Consider the following 16,715-nt stretch of genomic DNA (forward strand, 5'->3'; position numbering starts at 1 on the left):
TTGTGCTAAGTGAATTTTGTGTCAAGAAACGGTCGATTCTCATGGTCGGACTCTGACAAATTCCGACCAAGAAGGTATTTTAGAGTTGGTTGCTTCCGATCCCGGTCTCCTTCCCCCCTCAGCCCACCCACCGACCATGTCCTTCCGCGTTCCCCTGCTCGTTTTCTGCCTCACCGTTTGTCTGCCCAGCCTCAGCGCATCCGCCCAGGATGCAAGCCCGATCCGAGCGCTGTTGGAAGAACAAAAAACAAGGGACACGTCGATCGACTCGGTCGATCGAATGCGTGACTCTCAGTCCGATGCCATCAAGAACCAAAAGGCTGCATGGGGACATTGGGGACATCTTCCAAATCGCTACAGCACATGGGTCAACCACAGCAATCGATTGATTCCAATGTATACGTTTGGCATCACATTGGATTCGCTGCGCGAAGAAGACAGCATTTATGCCGACGCGAAGAGACTCGAAACGTTGTACGGATCCATTCCTAGCCACACGCTCGACCCGTCGGCGACGCACTTTGACCAAACCGATGTCTATCGCTTACAGAAAATGGCAGCGGATGCAGGAAAGCAACAGATCATTGTGATGGTATTTGACGGAATGGATTGGCCTACCACCCGGGCTGCGGCGGTCTACCAATCCGGTAGGGTTGGCTACGACAGTGGACGTGGAACCGGGCTGCTGTTTCAAGACTACCTTGGTGCCACGACCGACTTCGGCGAATTTGTAACAAGTCCACGGCTTGATGGCTCCAAGTTCGATGTCAATTCGCAAGTCCTACTGAGTGGCCCCAAGAACGCGACTGGCGGCTACGATGTCAACCGTGGTGGCCGGTACCCTTGGCGTGAGCAAAGCCAACGCGATTACTTGATCGGCCTCGATCGAGAGCGGCCGCATACGGTTACGGATTCTGCCGCATCGGCCACCAGCTTGTTTTCCGGAATCAAAACCTACAATGGAGCCATCAATGTCGCAGCGGATGGAACGCAAGTCCTACCGATTGCTCGAACCTTGCAACAGAAAGGCTACCGTATCGGCGTCGTTTCCAGTGTGCCCGTAAGCCATGCGACCCCCGCTGCGACCTACGCCAACAACGTCACACGCGCTGACTACCAAGACCTGGCACGAGATCTGCTCGGTCTCGCTTCGGTCTCACATCGTGACGAATCGCTACGGGGAGTGGATGTGTTGATCGGCAGTGGATGGGGAGAAGGAACGGGCAAAGACAACGCTCAAGGCGATAACTTTGCTCAGGGCAACAAGTACCTGCACGAGCAAGACCTGCGCCGAGTCGACATCAAGAACGGTGGCAGCTACGTGGTCGCTCAACGTCGCGAGGGTGAGTGCGGTAAGGATTCGATTCTCCGTGCCGCAAAGCGAGCCGTCGACCAAGACGCACGCTTTGTTGGCTTTTATGGCACCAAGGGGGGGCACTTACCGTTCCAAACCGCGGATGGGCAATTCAACCCAACCTTTGACATCAAAGGGACCGAGACGTACAGCGAAGCGGACATCCATGAAAATCCAACGCTCGCAGACATGACCGAAGCCGCACTGACCGTACTCGAAAAATCACCGCAAGGTTTTTGGTTGATGATTGAAGCTGGAGACGTGGATTGGGCAAACCACGCCAACAACCTGGACAGCAGCATCGGCGCTGTTTTGAGTGGTGATGCGGCATTCAAACGCGTCGTCGAGTGGACCGAACGAAACAATGCCTGGGACGAAACCGCAATCATCGTCACGGCCGATCACGGTCACTTCCTCGTCATCGACGACGCCGAAGTCATCGCATCGGCTGGACGAGCCGAATGATGGGACACGAAGTCGCCATGTTACGAGTGGACCGTCAAGGTTAAAACTGCGAGTTGGGACGTAGTGGACTTCGCCAGAAGTCTTTAAGAACATTTGAGTTACGGATTTCTGGCGAAATCCACTACCCTAAAATTCAATGCTGACGGTCCACGAGGTTCAGCTTCGCATGTTGGGTTGAATCCAATTACTGGCGATTGACCCATGGGTTTTGTTCGCCATCGGCGGAAACGTTTTCGGTCACAAAGGACACGACCGTAGGAATCAGCTTTTCAGCTTCGTTCACCAATGCGGGACCGCTCAAGCTTGTCTTGAGCATTTCCTGTTTGAAACCAATCGCTTTTCCTTGCCCCATACGTTTTTTGTAACCTTCGATGCGTTTCGAAACACGATTGGCTTCCGCTGCATCGGGGCTGGTATCGCCCGCAACGACCAAGATCGGCAAACGAATCAAGTTGGGATCGGTCAGCGTTGAATCAATGGATAGCCCCTTCATCTGTTTCTCAGGCGAGATCAACACGAGGGCCTTAACATCTTGGCCCTGTTTTTTTCGTCCTACCGACGGCCACCGCCAATCACGGACGGTAAACAGCGACGCAAAAATACCGCCCTCACGGATTCCGACCAAGACCAAAGCGTTTAAATTGAGTTCGCCCTTGTTGTTCTTTTCTTTCAGGAACTGCTTCGCTTCTTCCAGATCGAAGGCAATAATCCTTTCGACATCACGCTTGCCCATTGTCGCAGGATTGAATTGCTGAATATTGCCGCGGATGTCGACGTAGTCTTTGCTGCCACCGTGGCCACGGTATTCCGGAACCAACACCGCACAGCCCGCTTCTTGCAACGCAAGTACCAATTTCAAGTACGGACTGCCTTGCCCTTGCCACTCGTGGATCAACAGCACCGGAATGGCATCCTTTTGCTTTTTCGAGGGAAAGTAGGCCGCGCGTAGAGAAATGCCATCTCGCGTCTTCAGCGTCATCGGCTCAACCGGCAAGGGCCCCTCTTTTTTCTTCGCGCCACGGTCTTGCCCGACCGCAAGGGAAGCCATGGCGATCGATATCAAACAGACATAGAAAACGACGACGAGAGGCCGCGGGTTGACAAAGCCGAAGGAGACAGGCGACCACTCGTTAACAAAATCGCGGGACGTCATCAAGAATCGACCTGACAACAGTCGCATGGACGGACTCGTTTGAACATCAGCGGCTGCCTTGATACGCATTGAAATCTCCTACTTGCTATTCTCACACAATTCCGTGAAACCTACCTCTAGATTAAACTCCCGTGATTGCGTGGTCAAACAGCGGGGCTATTCGGACCGCTTCATCAGGTTCGATAACGTATCGATCAAGCCGTCAAGCATGGCGTCCGTGTGGAGGGCCGAAAGGGAGATCCGCAGCCGTGAAGTGCCGGGGGGGACCGTCGGTGGTCGGATCGCGGGGACGAAATAGCCCGCCCTTGCGAGTCGAGCCGATACCTCCATCGTGTGGCGATCATCCCCAAGCACGATAGGAACGATCGGCACGGAGGCCTCGAGATCGCACGATGCTCGAAGCGACAGCCGGCGGCGTAGTTCGCGAGCGAGCCGCTGGACACGAACGCGACGATGCGACTCCCGCTCGAATGACTCGATCGCCGTCATCGAAGCCATCACCGCGGCGGGGGCAAGTGCCGTGCTGAAGATCAAGGAACGGCAACGGTTGATCAAATAGTCCACCACCAACTTGGGCCCTGCTACGAAACCGCCTTGGCAACCCACTGCCTTGCTGAGCGTGCCAATTCGAATCGCCACCCGATGCTTCACGCCCAACGCCTCGCAGACTCCACTGCCGGACCGCCCGAGCACGCCGGTGCCATGGGCTTCGTCGACAACCATGTGCGTTTCGAATCGATCGGCGACATCACACAGTTCGACAAGCGGCGCAATGTGGCCGTCCATGCTGAACACGCCATCGGTCACGATCCAAACACGATGGAACCGCTCACGCTGCTTTGCCAAAACGTCCGCGACGAAGTGAAAATCGCGGTGGGGGTACACGACGCACTCCGCGGCGGACAACCGGCATCCGTCAATTAACGAGGCATGATTGAGTTGGTCGCTAAGAATCAAGTCACCTGGCTCGGCCAAGGTCGCGATCGTTCCACTACAAGCCGCGTAGCCGCTTGGGAACAACACCGCAGCTTCGGTCGATTCGAGAACTGCCAGTCGTTGGGCGAGTTGTTCGTGCAATACCGTCCATCCGCACACCAAAGCACTGGAGGTGCTTCCGGTAGCGATTTCCGCAGTGGTAAGATTCGCCGCAAGTCCAAGGTAGTCGTTGCCGCCAAAGTTGATCAGTGAGTCGCAGCTAGCATCGAGCAAACTCGCCCCCATGACATTACGCGGTACCAATCGCCGCAGCCGATGCTGCTCAGCCAGTGCATCGAGGCGATCGGCAAGGTAGTCAAATGATTTCATGTCAGATGGATTGGAATCGTGTTGTTCAGAATCGAGCGGCTTACCGTGCAGGCTCGAGCGGTGGCTACGCCAGACTAGGGTACGCGGAACGGGGGAACAAGTCACGCAGATCCTCCCCACGGTTCCATTCAAAGTTTGCAGTACCCAGGCGGGTTTGGACGGGGCAACTCAGCGGTTAGACTCTGAGATTCAAGAACGAGGACCAGGACAAATTCATCACCACAAAAAGATCGTCATCATCGGTGCGGGGGCGGCAGGCTTGATCGCGGCGGCGGCAGCCGCCAAACGATCCGCCGAAGTCGTCTTGCTCGAAAAAAACAGCAAGACGGGCGCCAAGATCCTGATGTCCGGCGGCACGCGTTGCAACGTGACCCAAGACACCGACGCACGCGGTATCTTGACCGGATTTGGCCATGCAGCACGATTCTTGCAACGCAGTGTTGGGGCATTTCCACCACACGAAGTGGTGCGAATGTTCGCAGAACTCGGAGTGGCGACGAAGGTCGAATCAACGGGCAAGGTCTTTCCACAAAGCGACCGAGCGATCGAGGTCCGCGATGCCCTCGAGCGCCAAGCAGTCGACGCGGGCGTGAAGATCCTCCGCAAGCAATCGGTCCATCGACTCCTTCGCGAACCGTCGAATTGGTGGGTCGAAACCGAGCAGGACCGTTTTTCCGCCGATCGCGTGATCGTGACCTCAGGTGGCCGCAGTTGGCCCGCGTGTGGTACCACTGGCGATGCCTACGGCTGGCTGCAACAACTCGGTCACACCCTGATCGCGACGCGACCCGCCCTCGTTCCGCTGACCGGCGGCGATCGATGGACACACGAATTGTCGGGGATCACGTTAGACGACTGCATCGTAACGGCAAAGAACCATTCGGTCGATCAAAAGAAGCATCAGATGGCTCGCCGGGCCTCGTGGCTGTTCACTCATTTTGGCTTCTCGGGGCCTGCCGCAATGGATATCAGCCGCATTGTCACTCTGAACGAAGATCGCAAACGATTGCAAGTCACGCTCGACGTGCTGCCCGATCGTTCTGCCGAGTCGATCGAAACCACCCTGGTTGAGGCTGCCGCTGTGTCAGGAGCCCGCAAAATCTCCTCGCTGCTCAGCGATTGGCTGCCAAGTCGTTTTGCAACCGCCCTCGCCTTGGAAACCTGTGCGGACCCCGCGATCGCCGAACTGTCTCGATTGGGGCGGCGAACCGTTGTGTCCAGCCTGAAAGCGTTACCGCTACCTATCACCGGCACGCGTGGTTTTGCGAAAGCCGAAGTGACCGCTGGCGGCGTCTCGTTGAATGAAGTCAATCCACGAACGATGGAAAGCAAAATCGTTCCGGGGCTGTACATCGCCGGCGAAGTTCTCGACGTCGACGGCTGGATTGGTGGTTACAACTTCCAAGCGGCCTTTAGCACCGGCCGCGCGGCGGGAATCGCTGCGGCCAGTCCCTAATACAGCGACAGCTCAAGCATGCAGGTGAATGTCACCGCATCGTCCGTGCTCAGCGAGACGCTCTCGCCGGCAAGGTGTTCGATCACGGGCATGTCAGCGAAGTAGGTGACTCCGAAAATCAACCCCACGTCAATGTCACGAACGCGCCGGCGAGTTGTGAACGTCGTTTCAATGGTGTAAGTCGTTTGTTGAAGCTCATCGGAGAAGACCGCGGGAACGCTTCCCGGCAACGCATCGTAGTCCGTCTGCATGTCATAAACACCGACGTTGAAGTCCAACTTGGATGCATTCCCACGGACAAAGCCTTCCCAGCCACTAACGATCTTCACGCCCTGGAAATCGGTATCGAGTTCTTCTTTGAATAGCCGGCCCGGACCGTTCATCACATCAAAATCCTGGTCAAACGCCATCAAACTGTAGGCCAGCCCCGCGGACAAGCCACCGAATCGAGTCCGCCAAGTGTCACGAATCACGAGATCGCCGCCATAGTGATGAACGCTGCTGTCCAACCGTGGACTGATGCCCGTCAAAGCCACATTGGCTCCGTCGGCTGGATTTTCTATCCCGATGTCGCCTGGCTGCGTGTTGCTCGATGAATCGGCATAGGCATAAAACAGATTGGCTCCAAAACTGGTCCGGGTTCCCAGGGCGCGACGAACCGCGTCAATTCGGACAATGCCGCCGAATTCATCAAGATCATCAGCGAATGCAGAGCCGCCGCCGGCATTCGTGCCGAGCTTGTATTCAGGCAAATCAGCGACCCAGATCCCGCTGCTGGCAGTCAAGTCGAACGGCGATTGGCTGATGGTGCTTTGAGCGAAAGAATGACTCGAAGAAAGCACCACCAGCAAGGTTATCATCAGGGGGAGGGTGTAACGCATAGCTTAGTGTCGTCCAGTAAACAGAACTGCAGAGCAAACCGTGATGCGTTTCCTATCGAACCGCTCGCTAACTCATGTGAACCTTGTTGAGCCAAGAAATGCCAAGGCATGCTTCTGCAGCGGGGGTGATGCGAATTGTGTGGGAGCTATGCGGTAGGCGCATCCTCCGACCTGAGCCGATTGGGTAAACTGTGCCAGTCGGCTGAGCTTTCATGCCCTCCTTTCGTCTCGGAGATAGAAAATAGTGCCCTCTAGCGAACACGAGCCGTCGCGATTTGCGTTCGGCGAGAATTGGAAAGCGTTTCTCGGCTCCTTGGACGAACCCCGAATCGAACAAGCTCAGCGTTCGCTCAAAGAGCGACTGGGGTGCGCGTCGCTTTCCGGCCAACGATTTCTCGATCTTGGCAGCGGCAGCGGGCTGTTTTCCCTGGCAGCCCACCGATTGGGGGCAGAGGTCGTTTCGATCGACTACGACGAGGGATGTGTCGCTTGTACTCGAGAACTGAAAAAACGTTTCGGGAAAAGCGAATCGCAGTGGGTGTGCCATCAAGGATCGGCACTGGATCGAGAATGGATCGAATCGTTCGGCACTTTCGATGCCGTCTATTCCTGGGGCGTCTTGCATCACACGGGAAACATGAGCGAAGCGATCGCAATTGCGGCGGATCGAACGAAGCACCATGGCCAATACTTCATCGCGATCTACAACGATCAGGGAGGCGCCAGTCGCCGCTGGCTGGGAATCAAGCGAACCTACCATCGCTTGCCCTCGTGGGGGCGTCCCGCTTTTGTCGCAGGTGTCGCAGGGATGTATGAGTCCAAGTTTGCTCTGGCGAGGCTACTGCAAGGTCAAAACCCACTGCCTTTTCAAGATTGGAAAGCCAAACGCCGTGACCGCGGTATGTCGGTGTGGCACGACTGGGTCGATTGGGTCGGCGGTTTGCCCTTCGAAGTCGCGACGCCGGAACGAATCATCGTGCCGCTCAAACAGCGTGGTTTCGTTCTCGAGAATCTAAAAACCGTCGGCAACGGATGGGGCTGTAACGAGTATGTGTTCCGGCGAGTCGATTAGTTTCTCATTTGTCAATCGCTCTGCAGCCCACTTCTTCAAAAACACCGAGTCACTGAGGACACAGAGAACCTGCCCCGGATCACTCTGTGTCCTCGGTGCCTCTGTGTTTCTACCTTTGCGGAAGGATTCACCGAACTGCCGAAGATCGAAGGTCTTGGATCCGGCGCATGGCCTCGCGAGGCACGACCACGCTGACCACACAACCGAAGATCACTGCCGTGGCTGTGCTGAGCCATGCCATCGAACTGCCAGTGTGGGAACCAGCGACCATCAACAGAATCCAGGGACGGTTGCTCGACATCGTGGGAAATTTCACCATGGTGCAAACAGATCAACAGGGGCAACATCGTTTCGGATACACTCGTCAAACATGGATCAATTTAACGCTTTTGCAGAAACTCGCTGCGGGTATCCCTGGGCCTGGTGCAATCTGTTTCGCAACCCGTTTGGTGAGTTGACTCCCGCGGAACGAGCTTCCCTTGCGGTGGTGGAGATTGAACCCATCGTCCGCGCGGTCAACCGCCAAAGAGTAGCCGTTCAGCTGCTCGGTGATTGTGGGCGTGGCAAGACAACCCGATTGCTGGCGATTTTGAAGTTTCTTCCGAATTCGAGTTACGTCTATCTCGATGAAGATCTGCCGTGCGGCGCAATTCCCGAAGGCAACCCACTGTTGATCGACGAGGCGCAGCGGTTACCGCGATCTGTCGCCCGAATCGTCTTTGCAACGGGGCTGCCCTTGGTCTTGGCGACTCATCGTGATCTGTCGCGACGCCTGCGCACGTTTGGCTATCAGGTCATGACCTATCGCTTGGGAGATGACAATGATGCACAATTGGTCTACGAAGTGATGAACCGGCGAATCGAGGCATCGCGATTGGGTCCTGGCACGGTCCCAACGTTTACACTACAGGACGCCGCGAAATTGGTTGCGATTTTTGGCAGCAACCTGCGGTCCATCGAGGCCTTCTTGTACGACCAAGTTCAGAAGCAGGTACACAGCAATGGCGAAATGCGATTTATCGATTGAATTGGAACAAGACCCCGGTTTCCTACATCAGGGTGGCGAGACGCTTCGCGGCAAAGTCGTCGTCCGTGTCGACAGTGATGTCAAATGCAATGGGTTGGTTGTCGAGTCCGCTTGGCGAACCCATGGCCGAGGCAATGTGGCAAAAGGAACCTCGGAAAGCAAAACACTCTACGAAGGCGAGTGGACAGCCGGACAAGTGCAGGAATATCCGTTCGAGTTGCGGATCGCCGATTGGCCACCGAGTTATCACGGTCATTTTCTGAACGTCGACCACTACGTGGACGCGCGAGCCAAGATCCCATGGAGCATTGATCCAAAGGCGTCCGTTCCCTTTTTGATGCGTCCGACGTGCGGAACGGAAACGGCCACAGCCACCACGAAAACGACGCAAGTCAATGGGATCATCGGTGGATGCGTCGTGTTGGTGGCCATGTCGATTTTCGCATCGGTCTTCATGGTTGCAGCGGCAAGCATCATTCCACTGTTCTTTTTTGGTTTCATCGCGATGCTTGGGTTTGGTTTTTATGCGATCCGAGTTTGGTTGCCGAAGTACTTGCTCGGTGACGTCCTTTGCGATTTCGCCTCAACCACCGTGACGCCTGGCGATCAAGCGTCCGGCGAATTGATCGTCCGTCCGCGGAAAAACGTTGCGATCAATGGCATCACGATGAAGTTTTCCGCTCGTGAGGAATGCGTCAGCGGCAGCGGCAGCAATCGCAAGACGCATCGACACCCCTTCTATGAAACGACCGAGCATCTGCAAGCCTCGACAACGTTAGCGGCTGGCAAGGAGCATCGTTTCCCCCTATCGGTTTCCTTGCCGGGTGATGCACCGTATTCGATCGATGTGTCGGACAACAAGCTGATCTGGTCAACCGAGATCCGAATTGACATTCCACGTTGGCCCGATTGGCGTCAAGAAACCGCATTGCAAGTGCTGCCCTCCGGGGATCCAGCGGCACGACATTCCGGACCGCAACCCACCGCCCCCTCGCGATCCGAGACCGACTCGATCACGTTTGCCGAAACGGCGGCACATCTCTGGGCGGTGCGTGACGAGCCCACGCAACGGGGGATGCTGGTCGATGCAGTCACGGGGTTGTCCTTCCAGCTCGCCGCTCGAATCGAACGCCGACTCCTGTACACCGGCCACGAGGACCCTCATGTCTTCGCAGATGGCTATGCCGTCTGGGCTCACTGCGACGATCCGCCCTTGCCGTTGGTGTTGTATGTTCCTCATGCCCTGGCGGACGAATTCGAACAAATTGGCCGCGAATTGTGGCAAGGCCGTGGAACCCTCCTCGGCTGGGACGACCGGCACAATCGCTTGCAGATTCGCGTCGAAGTCTAGGTTCTCAATTCCCCGAGGGCAGTTTACACTGCCGCCTCGGTTATTCCTCTCCCGTTGTTCCTTCTCGAATGATCTCAACCATGGCTGCACCTCGTGTTCTGGTCCTCCGTGCTCCCGGCACCAACTGTGATGAAGAAACCGCTTTTGCCTTCGAGCAGGCCGGTGGTGTCGCTGAACGAGTCCATGTGAATCGTTTGATCGAGAACTCGGCGTTGCAAGACCGCTACCAAATCCTCTGTCTTCCGGGTGGTTTCAGCTATGGCGACGATATCGCCGCTGGCCGCATTCTGGCAACCAAATTGAGGCAACATCTATCGGACTTGGTCGATGCATTTGTCCATGGAAAGGGCGATCGATTGGTGCTCGGGATCTGCAATGGGATGCAGGTGCTGATGCGTTTGGGTGCGTTGACCGAAGGAATCGAGTCGGACAACCATGCCCCAGCAACGCTCGATTGGAACGACCATGGACGTTTCGAAGATCGTTGGGTCCATCTGGTCACGGACCAATCGCCTTGTGTCTTCTTGAAGGGGATCGAGCGGATGTACTTGCCCATGGCCCATGCTCAGGGCAAGTTCGTCGCCTCAAACCCAAGCGTGCTCGAGACGCTGCGAGCCCAAGGACGCTTGGCGCTTCGCTACGCCGACGGGGAATCCGGTCAGGTGGAAAACGAGACGTTACCCTTCCCCTTGAACCCAAACGGCGCCGACGCCAATACGGCGGGGGTATGCGATGCGTCCGGGCGAGTGTTCGGGTTGATGCCTCATCCCGAACGGCATATCGATCCGACGCAGCATCCATTCTGGACACGTCGTCAAAACCCGAACGAACAGGGCGATGGTATGGCGATGTTTGCCAACGCGATCAATTGGTTCAGCTGAACGCAGTCGTGCGGAGCACGCGGAACACAGTCGTGCGGGGCACGTGGAACACCGGCGTGCGGGGCACGTGGAACACCGGCGTGCGGGGCACGTGGAACGCGGATTACAGCTTCACCGCCCTACGGTGACAGCCGGCGTCGTTGCCAGGCGCCGTTCTCTTCAAGCCGGTATTCGATGCGGTCATGCAATCGGTATTCGCCACCTTGCCAGAATTCCATACGATGAGGCGTGACCCGGTAGCCGCCCCAAAAATCCGGCAAGGGAATTTCCCCACCCGCAAACTTGGCCTTCAATTCCTGCAACTTCGATTCCAGGATCTTTCGATTCGAAATCACCGAACTTTGCTGCGAAATCCAAGCGCCCAACTGGCTCCCCCGCGGCCGCACCATAAAGTACTTCATCGATTCTGCGGTCGAAACTCTGGCCGCGGTACCGTTGATTTCGACTTGACGTTGTAAGGGCAACCACTGAAACAGCAGCGTCACGTTGGGATTGGCAGTGATGTGCTGCGATTTGCGGCTGTTGTAGTTGGTGTAGAACACCATGCCACGCTCATCAAACATCTTCAGCAGCACGGTGCGCGCAGCAGGCCGGCTTTCGGCATCCACCGTGGCCAACGTCATTGCGTTCGGCTCAAGCAGCTCCGCCTGGATCGCTTGTTCAAACCAGTGTTCGAACTGTTTGAGCGGGTCGGGCTGGGTCGAATCGATATCGAGGACTTCGCTTGAGTACTCTTTCCTTAACGATGCAAGGTCCATGTGGGGTGAGTCTACCGTCCTTTTAAATCTGCAAACGAGGCTTCGAGCAACTCGGCTTGCTCCATCTTGTGAGCCGCCATGCTGCCGGTGCTCGGACTGGCCGACTCATCACGCGACACCAGCGACAGCTTGTAATTGGCGGCGAGCTGATCCCCATACTTCAATTTGATGTACGACCATGCCCCCATATTCGTCGGTTCGTCTTGCACCCAAAAGATCTCGGCTCCCTTGGGAAGACCATCAATCTCGCGAGCGATTTCCTCATAGCGAAGGGGGTAAAGTTGTTCGATCCGAATGATTCCGACATCATCAATTTCGCGATCTCGACGCCTCTCGAACAAATCGTAGTAGATCTTGCCGGAACACATCAAAAGGCGCTGGCAATCCTTTAAGTCAACCTGATCATCTGCGAGGATCTTTTGAAATTGCCCCTCGGCCAACTCCTCCAAAGAGCTAACCACCAACGGATGACGCAGCAAGCTTTTGGGCGTCAACATCACCAACGGTTTGCGCCATTTGCGGATCACTTGACGACGTAAACAGTGAAAATACTGTGCCGGAGTGGTGGGTTGCACGACCTGGATATTGTCCTCGGCACTCATCGCCAAGAACCGCTCCATCCGGGCACTGCAGTGCTCGGGACCTTGTCCTTCGAAGCCGTGGGGCAACAACATGACCAACCCGCTCAGACGACTCCATTTGTCTTCGGCGCTGGCGATGAATTGGTCGACGATCACTTGAGCACAATTCCAAAAGTCACCGAACTGGGCTTCCCAAGCGACCAAGCCGTTGGGACGGTCGAGTGAATAGCCATACTCGAACCCCAGCACACCTGCTTCGCTGAGCGGGCTGTTGTACAACTCGATGGAAGCCTGGTCCTCTCGCAAATGTGCCAGTGGCGTGTAGGTCTCGCCCGTCTTCGTATTGTGAAGCACCGCGTGACGTTGGCTGAACGTACCACGCTGGCAATCTTGACCGGTCATTCGGATCGAATGCCCCTGAACTAACAGGGTTGCAAACGCCGCTGCCTCGGCACTGGCCCAATCGAGCGGCCGAGTCCCTTCGGCCATTTCACGACGCAATGCCAGCGGACGCTTTAGTTTTTTGTTGGCGGCGAAACCATCCGGCAATCGTGTCACTGAATCGAGCAACTGAGAAAGCTGCTTGATGTCGTACGTTGTGTCGGTCACTTCGTGAGGTTCGGGGCCACCAAAATAGTCGGCCCAGTTCGCAGCAAGGGATTGCGTATCGGGAAAAAACGGTTCGTTCTTGCTCGCTTCGAATTCGTTCTCGAGCTTTTCCGTTCGTTCCTTTTGAATCTCCTCGGCTTCTTCTGCGGTGATTTTACCGAGCTCCAACAACCGATGAAGGTACTGTTCACGGACGCTCGCTCGGCGATCGATTTTGGCATACATCAAAGGCTGCGTGAACCGCGGCTCATCCCCTTCGTTGTGCCCCCAGCGCCGGTAGGCATAGAGATCGATGACCGCATCGCGATGAAATTCTTTGCGGAAATCCATGGCGACCGAGACGACCTGAGCGACCGCTTCGGGGTCTTCCCCGTTGACGTGAAAAATCGGAATTTGCAGCATCTTGGCGACGTCCGTCGCATACGTGCTGCTGCGACCTTGTTTCGGTTCGGTGGTAAAGCCGACTTGGTTGTTGATAACGATGTGCAGCGTGCCGCCGGTGCGATAACCTTCAAGCTCGCTCAGATTGAGCGTCTCCTGCACAACCCCTTCCCCCGCGAACGCCGCATCGCCATGGATCAAGAACGTCATCGCTTCTTGGCGTGTTTCATCGTGGCGATGATCTTGTTTGCACCGGCATCGTCCCATCGCGACGGTGTTGACAAACTCCAAATGGCTGGGATTGAAGCAAAGCGAGATATGAATGGTAGCGCCAGCAGCCGTGATCCAATCGCTGCTGTATCCCAAGTGGTAGCGCACGTCGCCGCCACCACGGCTCAATTCGGGACTGGGGTCATCAAAAGACCAGAAAATGTTCATCGCCCGTTTTTTGAGAATGTTCGCCATCACGTTCAAACGCCCGCGATGCGCCATCCCCATCACGACCTCTTTGACTTGATGTTGCCCCGCTTTTTCCAGAGCCAAATCCAACAGCGGGATCAGCGTTTCGGCACCTTCGAGCGAAAAGGTCTTGGCACCAACAAATTTCCGCCTGACGAATTCTTCAAAGATCGATGCGTCGGCCAAGCGAGCATAGATGCGTCGTTGAACTTGATGGGAAAGTTCGAGCCGATTTTGGCTCGTTTCCATCCTTCGCTGCAGCCAATCGCGTATGTTGCGATTGTCAATGTGCATGAATTGGGCACCGATACTACGGCAGTAGGTGTTTTGCAGCTTCGTGAGAATCACATTCAGCGTGCTGCCGGTCACGTTCTCCAACGCGCTGCTGTCCAGCGGGCGTGTCAAGTCTTGGTCCGACAACCCATACAGCTGCGGGCTCAATTCGGGCGTGTCCGGGTGAAACATGTCAAGCGGGTCCAGCTGTGCGACCAGGTGCCCTCGGACGCGGTATTCGCGGACGAGCTGATTGACGCGGTCTTGAACCCGCGACATCCACAAAGCCTGATCGGTCGACTCGTCACCGCTGGAACCGTGCCGATGATTTCCACTCGGCGAAAGAGACCCACTGATTGGATCGGCAGAGCCTCCGCCCCCGACCGGCTGGCGGATGCGAGTCGTAGTGCGAGGGGGCGCGACAAGAAACTGTTCAAAATATTGACGCCAAGATTCCGACACGTTGGACGGATCCCGAAGGTACTGGACATACAGGTCATCAATGTAGTCCAAGCTGTAGCTGTTCATAGCTGTCAATCAGCCGTTGGGTTGCAGAGGGCGTGGAAGTAGTGCTCAGCAGCCGTAACAGTGCTGCCGAGGGCCGAATCCGAACGAGTTTGGTTCCCACCATCCTAATTCAAGCGATCCTCGTCGCGGACCAGAGAGGAATCTAAAACATCGGTGGCCCGCTTCCTAGTGCGGAAAACGTTGTCGGTGTGTGGAAAGCCCCAATTTGTGGCTCTTGCCCGTCGTGGCTATGGTAACTTCCTCTGGGCTGATAGATTCGTCGCTCAAATTTCACCCTTTCCCCGGCGCGAGCTCACCCGCGACCGTCCCTAGAGAATCTGTTCATTAGCATGGCTGTACTGCTACAACTTCGCGAAGCTTACAAACGATTCGGGGACCAAATCGTCCTTGATAACGCGGACCTCTCGCTGGTCGACGATGTGAAAGTCGGTTTCATTGGGCGAAACGGAGCCGGCAAATCGACTCTCTTGCGCGTGCTGCTTGGCGAAGACGAACTGGAACAGGGCGAAATCATCCAACATCCGAGCTTACGGATCGGATACTTGCGACAACACGACCCGTTCGTTCCCGGCGAATCGGCGCTCGACTTCTTGATGCGCGACTCCGAACAGCCCGAGTGGCGATGTGGCGAAGTGGCGGGACAATTTGAACTCAAGGGCGAATACCTCGAAGGCCCGGTCAAGTCGCTTTCGGGTGGCTGGCAAACGCGAGTCAAACTGGCGGCCCTGCTGCTACACGATCCCAATCTGTTGATGCTCGACGAGCCGACGAACTTCCTCGACTTGCGAACCCAGATTCTGCTCGAGCACTTCCTGCGTGAGTTCCGGCAAGCCGCCTTGATCGTCAGCCACGACCGAGCGTTCTTGAAAGCGACGTGTTCGCAAACCCTCGAACTGTCACGTGGCAAACTGACCATGTTCCCAGGAAAAATCGGCCCCTTTCTCGAATACCGCGAAGAACGCCGCGAACACGATCGCCGCGTCAACGCAACGGTTGCCGCCAAACAAAAACAATTGCAACGGTTTATCGAAAAGAACCGCGCCAATGCCTCAACGGCAAGCCAAGCTCGAAGTAAAGCTAAGCAGCTTGAACGGCTACAGACGACAGAAATTCAAACCGATGAACCGACCGTCTACATGCGGGCGCCACGAGTCGAACCGCGGCAAGGCACCGTGTTCCGCTGCAACGAACTTGCGATCGGCTACCCCAAAAACCGAGTCGCCGACGACATCACACTCGAGCTTGAACATGGTCAACGGGCGGCGATCGTCGGTGACAATGGACAAGGTAAAACAACGCTCTTGAGAACCATTGTCGATTCGCTGGAACCACTCGATGGCGAGATGAAATGGGGCTACGGCGTCGAGATCGGGACGTACGCACAACACGTGTACACAAGCCTCGATGAACGGCATACCGTGATCGAGCACCTGGAATATCATAGCAATACCGATACGACGCGCCAGGAACTCCTGGCGATGGCCGGTTCCCTGCTATTTCGCGACGATCAAATCAACAAAAAGGTGAAGGTACTCAGCGGTGGCGAACGAGCCCGCTTGTGCATGGCCGGGCTACTGCTCGGCAATGCCAACGTGCTCGTGCTCGACGAACCGGGCAACCACTTGGATGTTGAAACCGTCGAAGCCCTCGCCGAAGCCCTGCAAAGCTACAAGGGAACCGTGATCTTCACCAGCCATGACCGTTATTTCATGCGCCGCATCGCCACCTGCGTGATCGAAGTCCGTGACGGGAGCGTCAAAAACTACTTTGGTGATTATGACACCTATCTTGAATCGGTCGAAAAGGAAGTCGATGATGGAGAACGAGACCGAGCGGCTCAATCGGGTGGCAAACCGGGATCCTCCAAGTCGTCCTCATCCAAGACCTCGGCCGAAGACTACCGCAAGAACGTTCGCGATCAACGCAAGACCGAGAAAGAAATCAAGAACCTCGAAAAAAAAATCGCCCGCCTCGATGATGATAAACGGGGCCTAAACAATCAAATGCTCACCGAAACCGATCCTGACGCAGCCATGAAACTGCACGAGCAAATCAAGTCGCTCGAAGAAGAATTGGCAACGGCCGAAGAACGATGGTTGGAACTCAGTAGCGACGAATGAAGGCCGCGTGTGTCGCGGTTCATGCTCGAGACAGGGTTGGCAATTCGAAAAAACGCGGCGA

13 protein-coding genes are annotated in these 16,715 nt (G+C 56.0%); 7 read left to right on the top strand and 6 right to left on the bottom strand.

Annotation, left to right across the window (positions count from 1 at the left end; all coding sequences use genetic code 11):
• Window positions 1–136: 136 nt before the first annotated feature.
• Complete coding sequence (locus tag Poly41_RS07320; protein WP_146525269.1) at window positions 137–1,819, top strand: alkaline phosphatase; 1,683 nt, start codon at window positions 137–139, stop codon at window positions 1,817–1,819.
• Window positions 1,820–2,003: 184 nt separating this feature from the next.
• Here Poly41_RS07320 and Poly41_RS07325 read toward each other — a convergent pair whose 3' ends face one another.
• Both Poly41_RS07325 and Poly41_RS07330 read right to left on the bottom strand, forming a co-directional pair.
• A complete protein-coding gene (locus Poly41_RS07325; protein ID WP_231615483.1) occupies window positions 2,004–3,041 on the bottom strand; it encodes an alpha/beta hydrolase in 1,038 nt (345 codons plus the stop codon).
• 87 nt (window positions 3,042–3,128) lie between these two features.
• Window positions 3,129–4,277 carry an aminotransferase class I/II-fold pyridoxal phosphate-dependent enzyme gene (locus Poly41_RS07330; protein WP_146525270.1) on the bottom strand — a complete coding sequence of 383 codons (1,149 nt, stop codon included), beginning with the start codon at window positions 4,275–4,277 and terminating at the stop codon, window positions 3,129–3,131.
• A 154-nt stretch (window positions 4,278–4,431) separates the two neighbouring features.
• Here Poly41_RS07330 and Poly41_RS07335 point away from each other — a divergent pair, with 154 nt between their 5' ends.
• A complete protein-coding gene (locus tag Poly41_RS07335) occupies window positions 4,432–5,733 on the top strand; it encodes a BaiN/RdsA family NAD(P)/FAD-dependent oxidoreductase (protein ID WP_315853728.1) in 1,302 nt (433 codons plus the stop codon).
• Here Poly41_RS07335 and Poly41_RS07340 read toward each other — a convergent pair.
• Window positions 5,730–6,593, bottom strand: a complete 864-nt coding sequence (locus tag Poly41_RS07340; protein ID WP_146525272.1) for a hypothetical protein — start codon at window positions 6,591–6,593, stop codon at window positions 5,730–5,732. The two genes, Poly41_RS07335 and Poly41_RS07340, sit on opposite strands and share 4 nt — an antisense overlap.
• A 262-nt stretch (window positions 6,594–6,855) precedes the next feature.
• On the opposite strand from Poly41_RS07340, the gene Poly41_RS07345 reads away from it, so the two are divergent.
• Entirely contained in the window at window positions 6,856–7,686 is an 831-nt protein-coding gene (locus Poly41_RS07345) for a class I SAM-dependent methyltransferase (RefSeq protein ID WP_146525273.1), read from the top strand.
• A 127-nt stretch (window positions 7,687–7,813) separates the two neighbouring features.
• On the opposite strand, the gene Poly41_RS33875 is transcribed toward Poly41_RS07345, so the two are convergent.
• On the bottom strand, window positions 7,814–8,005 hold the full coding sequence (locus tag Poly41_RS33875) for a hypothetical protein (protein WP_197231139.1): 192 nt from the start codon (window positions 8,003–8,005) through the stop codon (window positions 7,814–7,816).
• Window positions 8,006–8,056: 51 nt separating this feature from the next.
• Here Poly41_RS33875 and Poly41_RS07350 point away from each other — a divergent pair, with 51 nt between their 5' ends.
• The 3 genes from Poly41_RS07350 (at window position 8,057) to Poly41_RS07360 (ending at window position 10,945) form a co-directional block, all read left to right on the top strand.
• On the top strand, window positions 8,057–8,713 hold the full coding sequence (locus Poly41_RS07350; RefSeq protein WP_146525274.1) for a hypothetical protein: 657 nt from the start codon (window positions 8,057–8,059) through the stop codon (window positions 8,711–8,713).
• Window positions 8,688–10,064, top strand: coding sequence for a sporulation protein (locus tag Poly41_RS07355; RefSeq protein ID WP_146525275.1), 1,377 nt, complete (start codon window positions 8,688–8,690; stop codon window positions 10,062–10,064). The genes Poly41_RS07350 and Poly41_RS07355 overlap by 26 nt, the downstream gene beginning before the upstream one ends.
• A gap of 80 nt (window positions 10,065–10,144) precedes the next feature.
• The gene (locus Poly41_RS07360) at window positions 10,145–10,945 is read left to right on the top strand and encodes a phosphoribosylformylglycinamidine synthase subunit PurQ (protein WP_146525276.1); all 801 of its coding nucleotides are present in this window, start codon (window positions 10,145–10,147) and stop codon (window positions 10,943–10,945) included.
• Between the two features lie 119 nt (window positions 10,946–11,064).
• On the opposite strand, the gene pdxH is transcribed toward Poly41_RS07360, so the two are convergent.
• Window positions 11,065–11,703: a pyridoxamine 5'-phosphate oxidase gene (gene pdxH, locus Poly41_RS07365; protein ID WP_146525277.1), complete on the bottom strand. Its 639-nt coding sequence runs from the start codon at window positions 11,701–11,703 to the stop codon at window positions 11,065–11,067.
• A gap of 11 nt (window positions 11,704–11,714) precedes the next feature.
• Window positions 11,715–14,534: a 2-oxoglutarate dehydrogenase E1 component gene (locus Poly41_RS07370; RefSeq protein WP_146525278.1), complete on the bottom strand. Its 2,820-nt coding sequence runs from the start codon at window positions 14,532–14,534 to the stop codon at window positions 11,715–11,717.
• A gap of 329 nt (window positions 14,535–14,863) precedes the next feature.
• Between Poly41_RS07370 and Poly41_RS07375 the strand changes: the two genes are divergently transcribed.
• Window positions 14,864–16,654 (top strand): ABC-F family ATP-binding cassette domain-containing protein, encoded by a 1,791-nt coding sequence (locus tag Poly41_RS07375; RefSeq protein WP_146525279.1) that lies wholly within the window; start codon window positions 14,864–14,866, stop codon window positions 16,652–16,654.
• Window positions 16,655–16,715: the final 61 nt, after the last annotated feature.

This window comes from Novipirellula artificiosorum (assembly GCF_007860135.1).
In the GTDB taxonomy this organism is placed as follows: domain Bacteria; phylum Planctomycetota; class Planctomycetia; order Pirellulales; family Pirellulaceae; genus Novipirellula_A; species Novipirellula_A artificiosorum.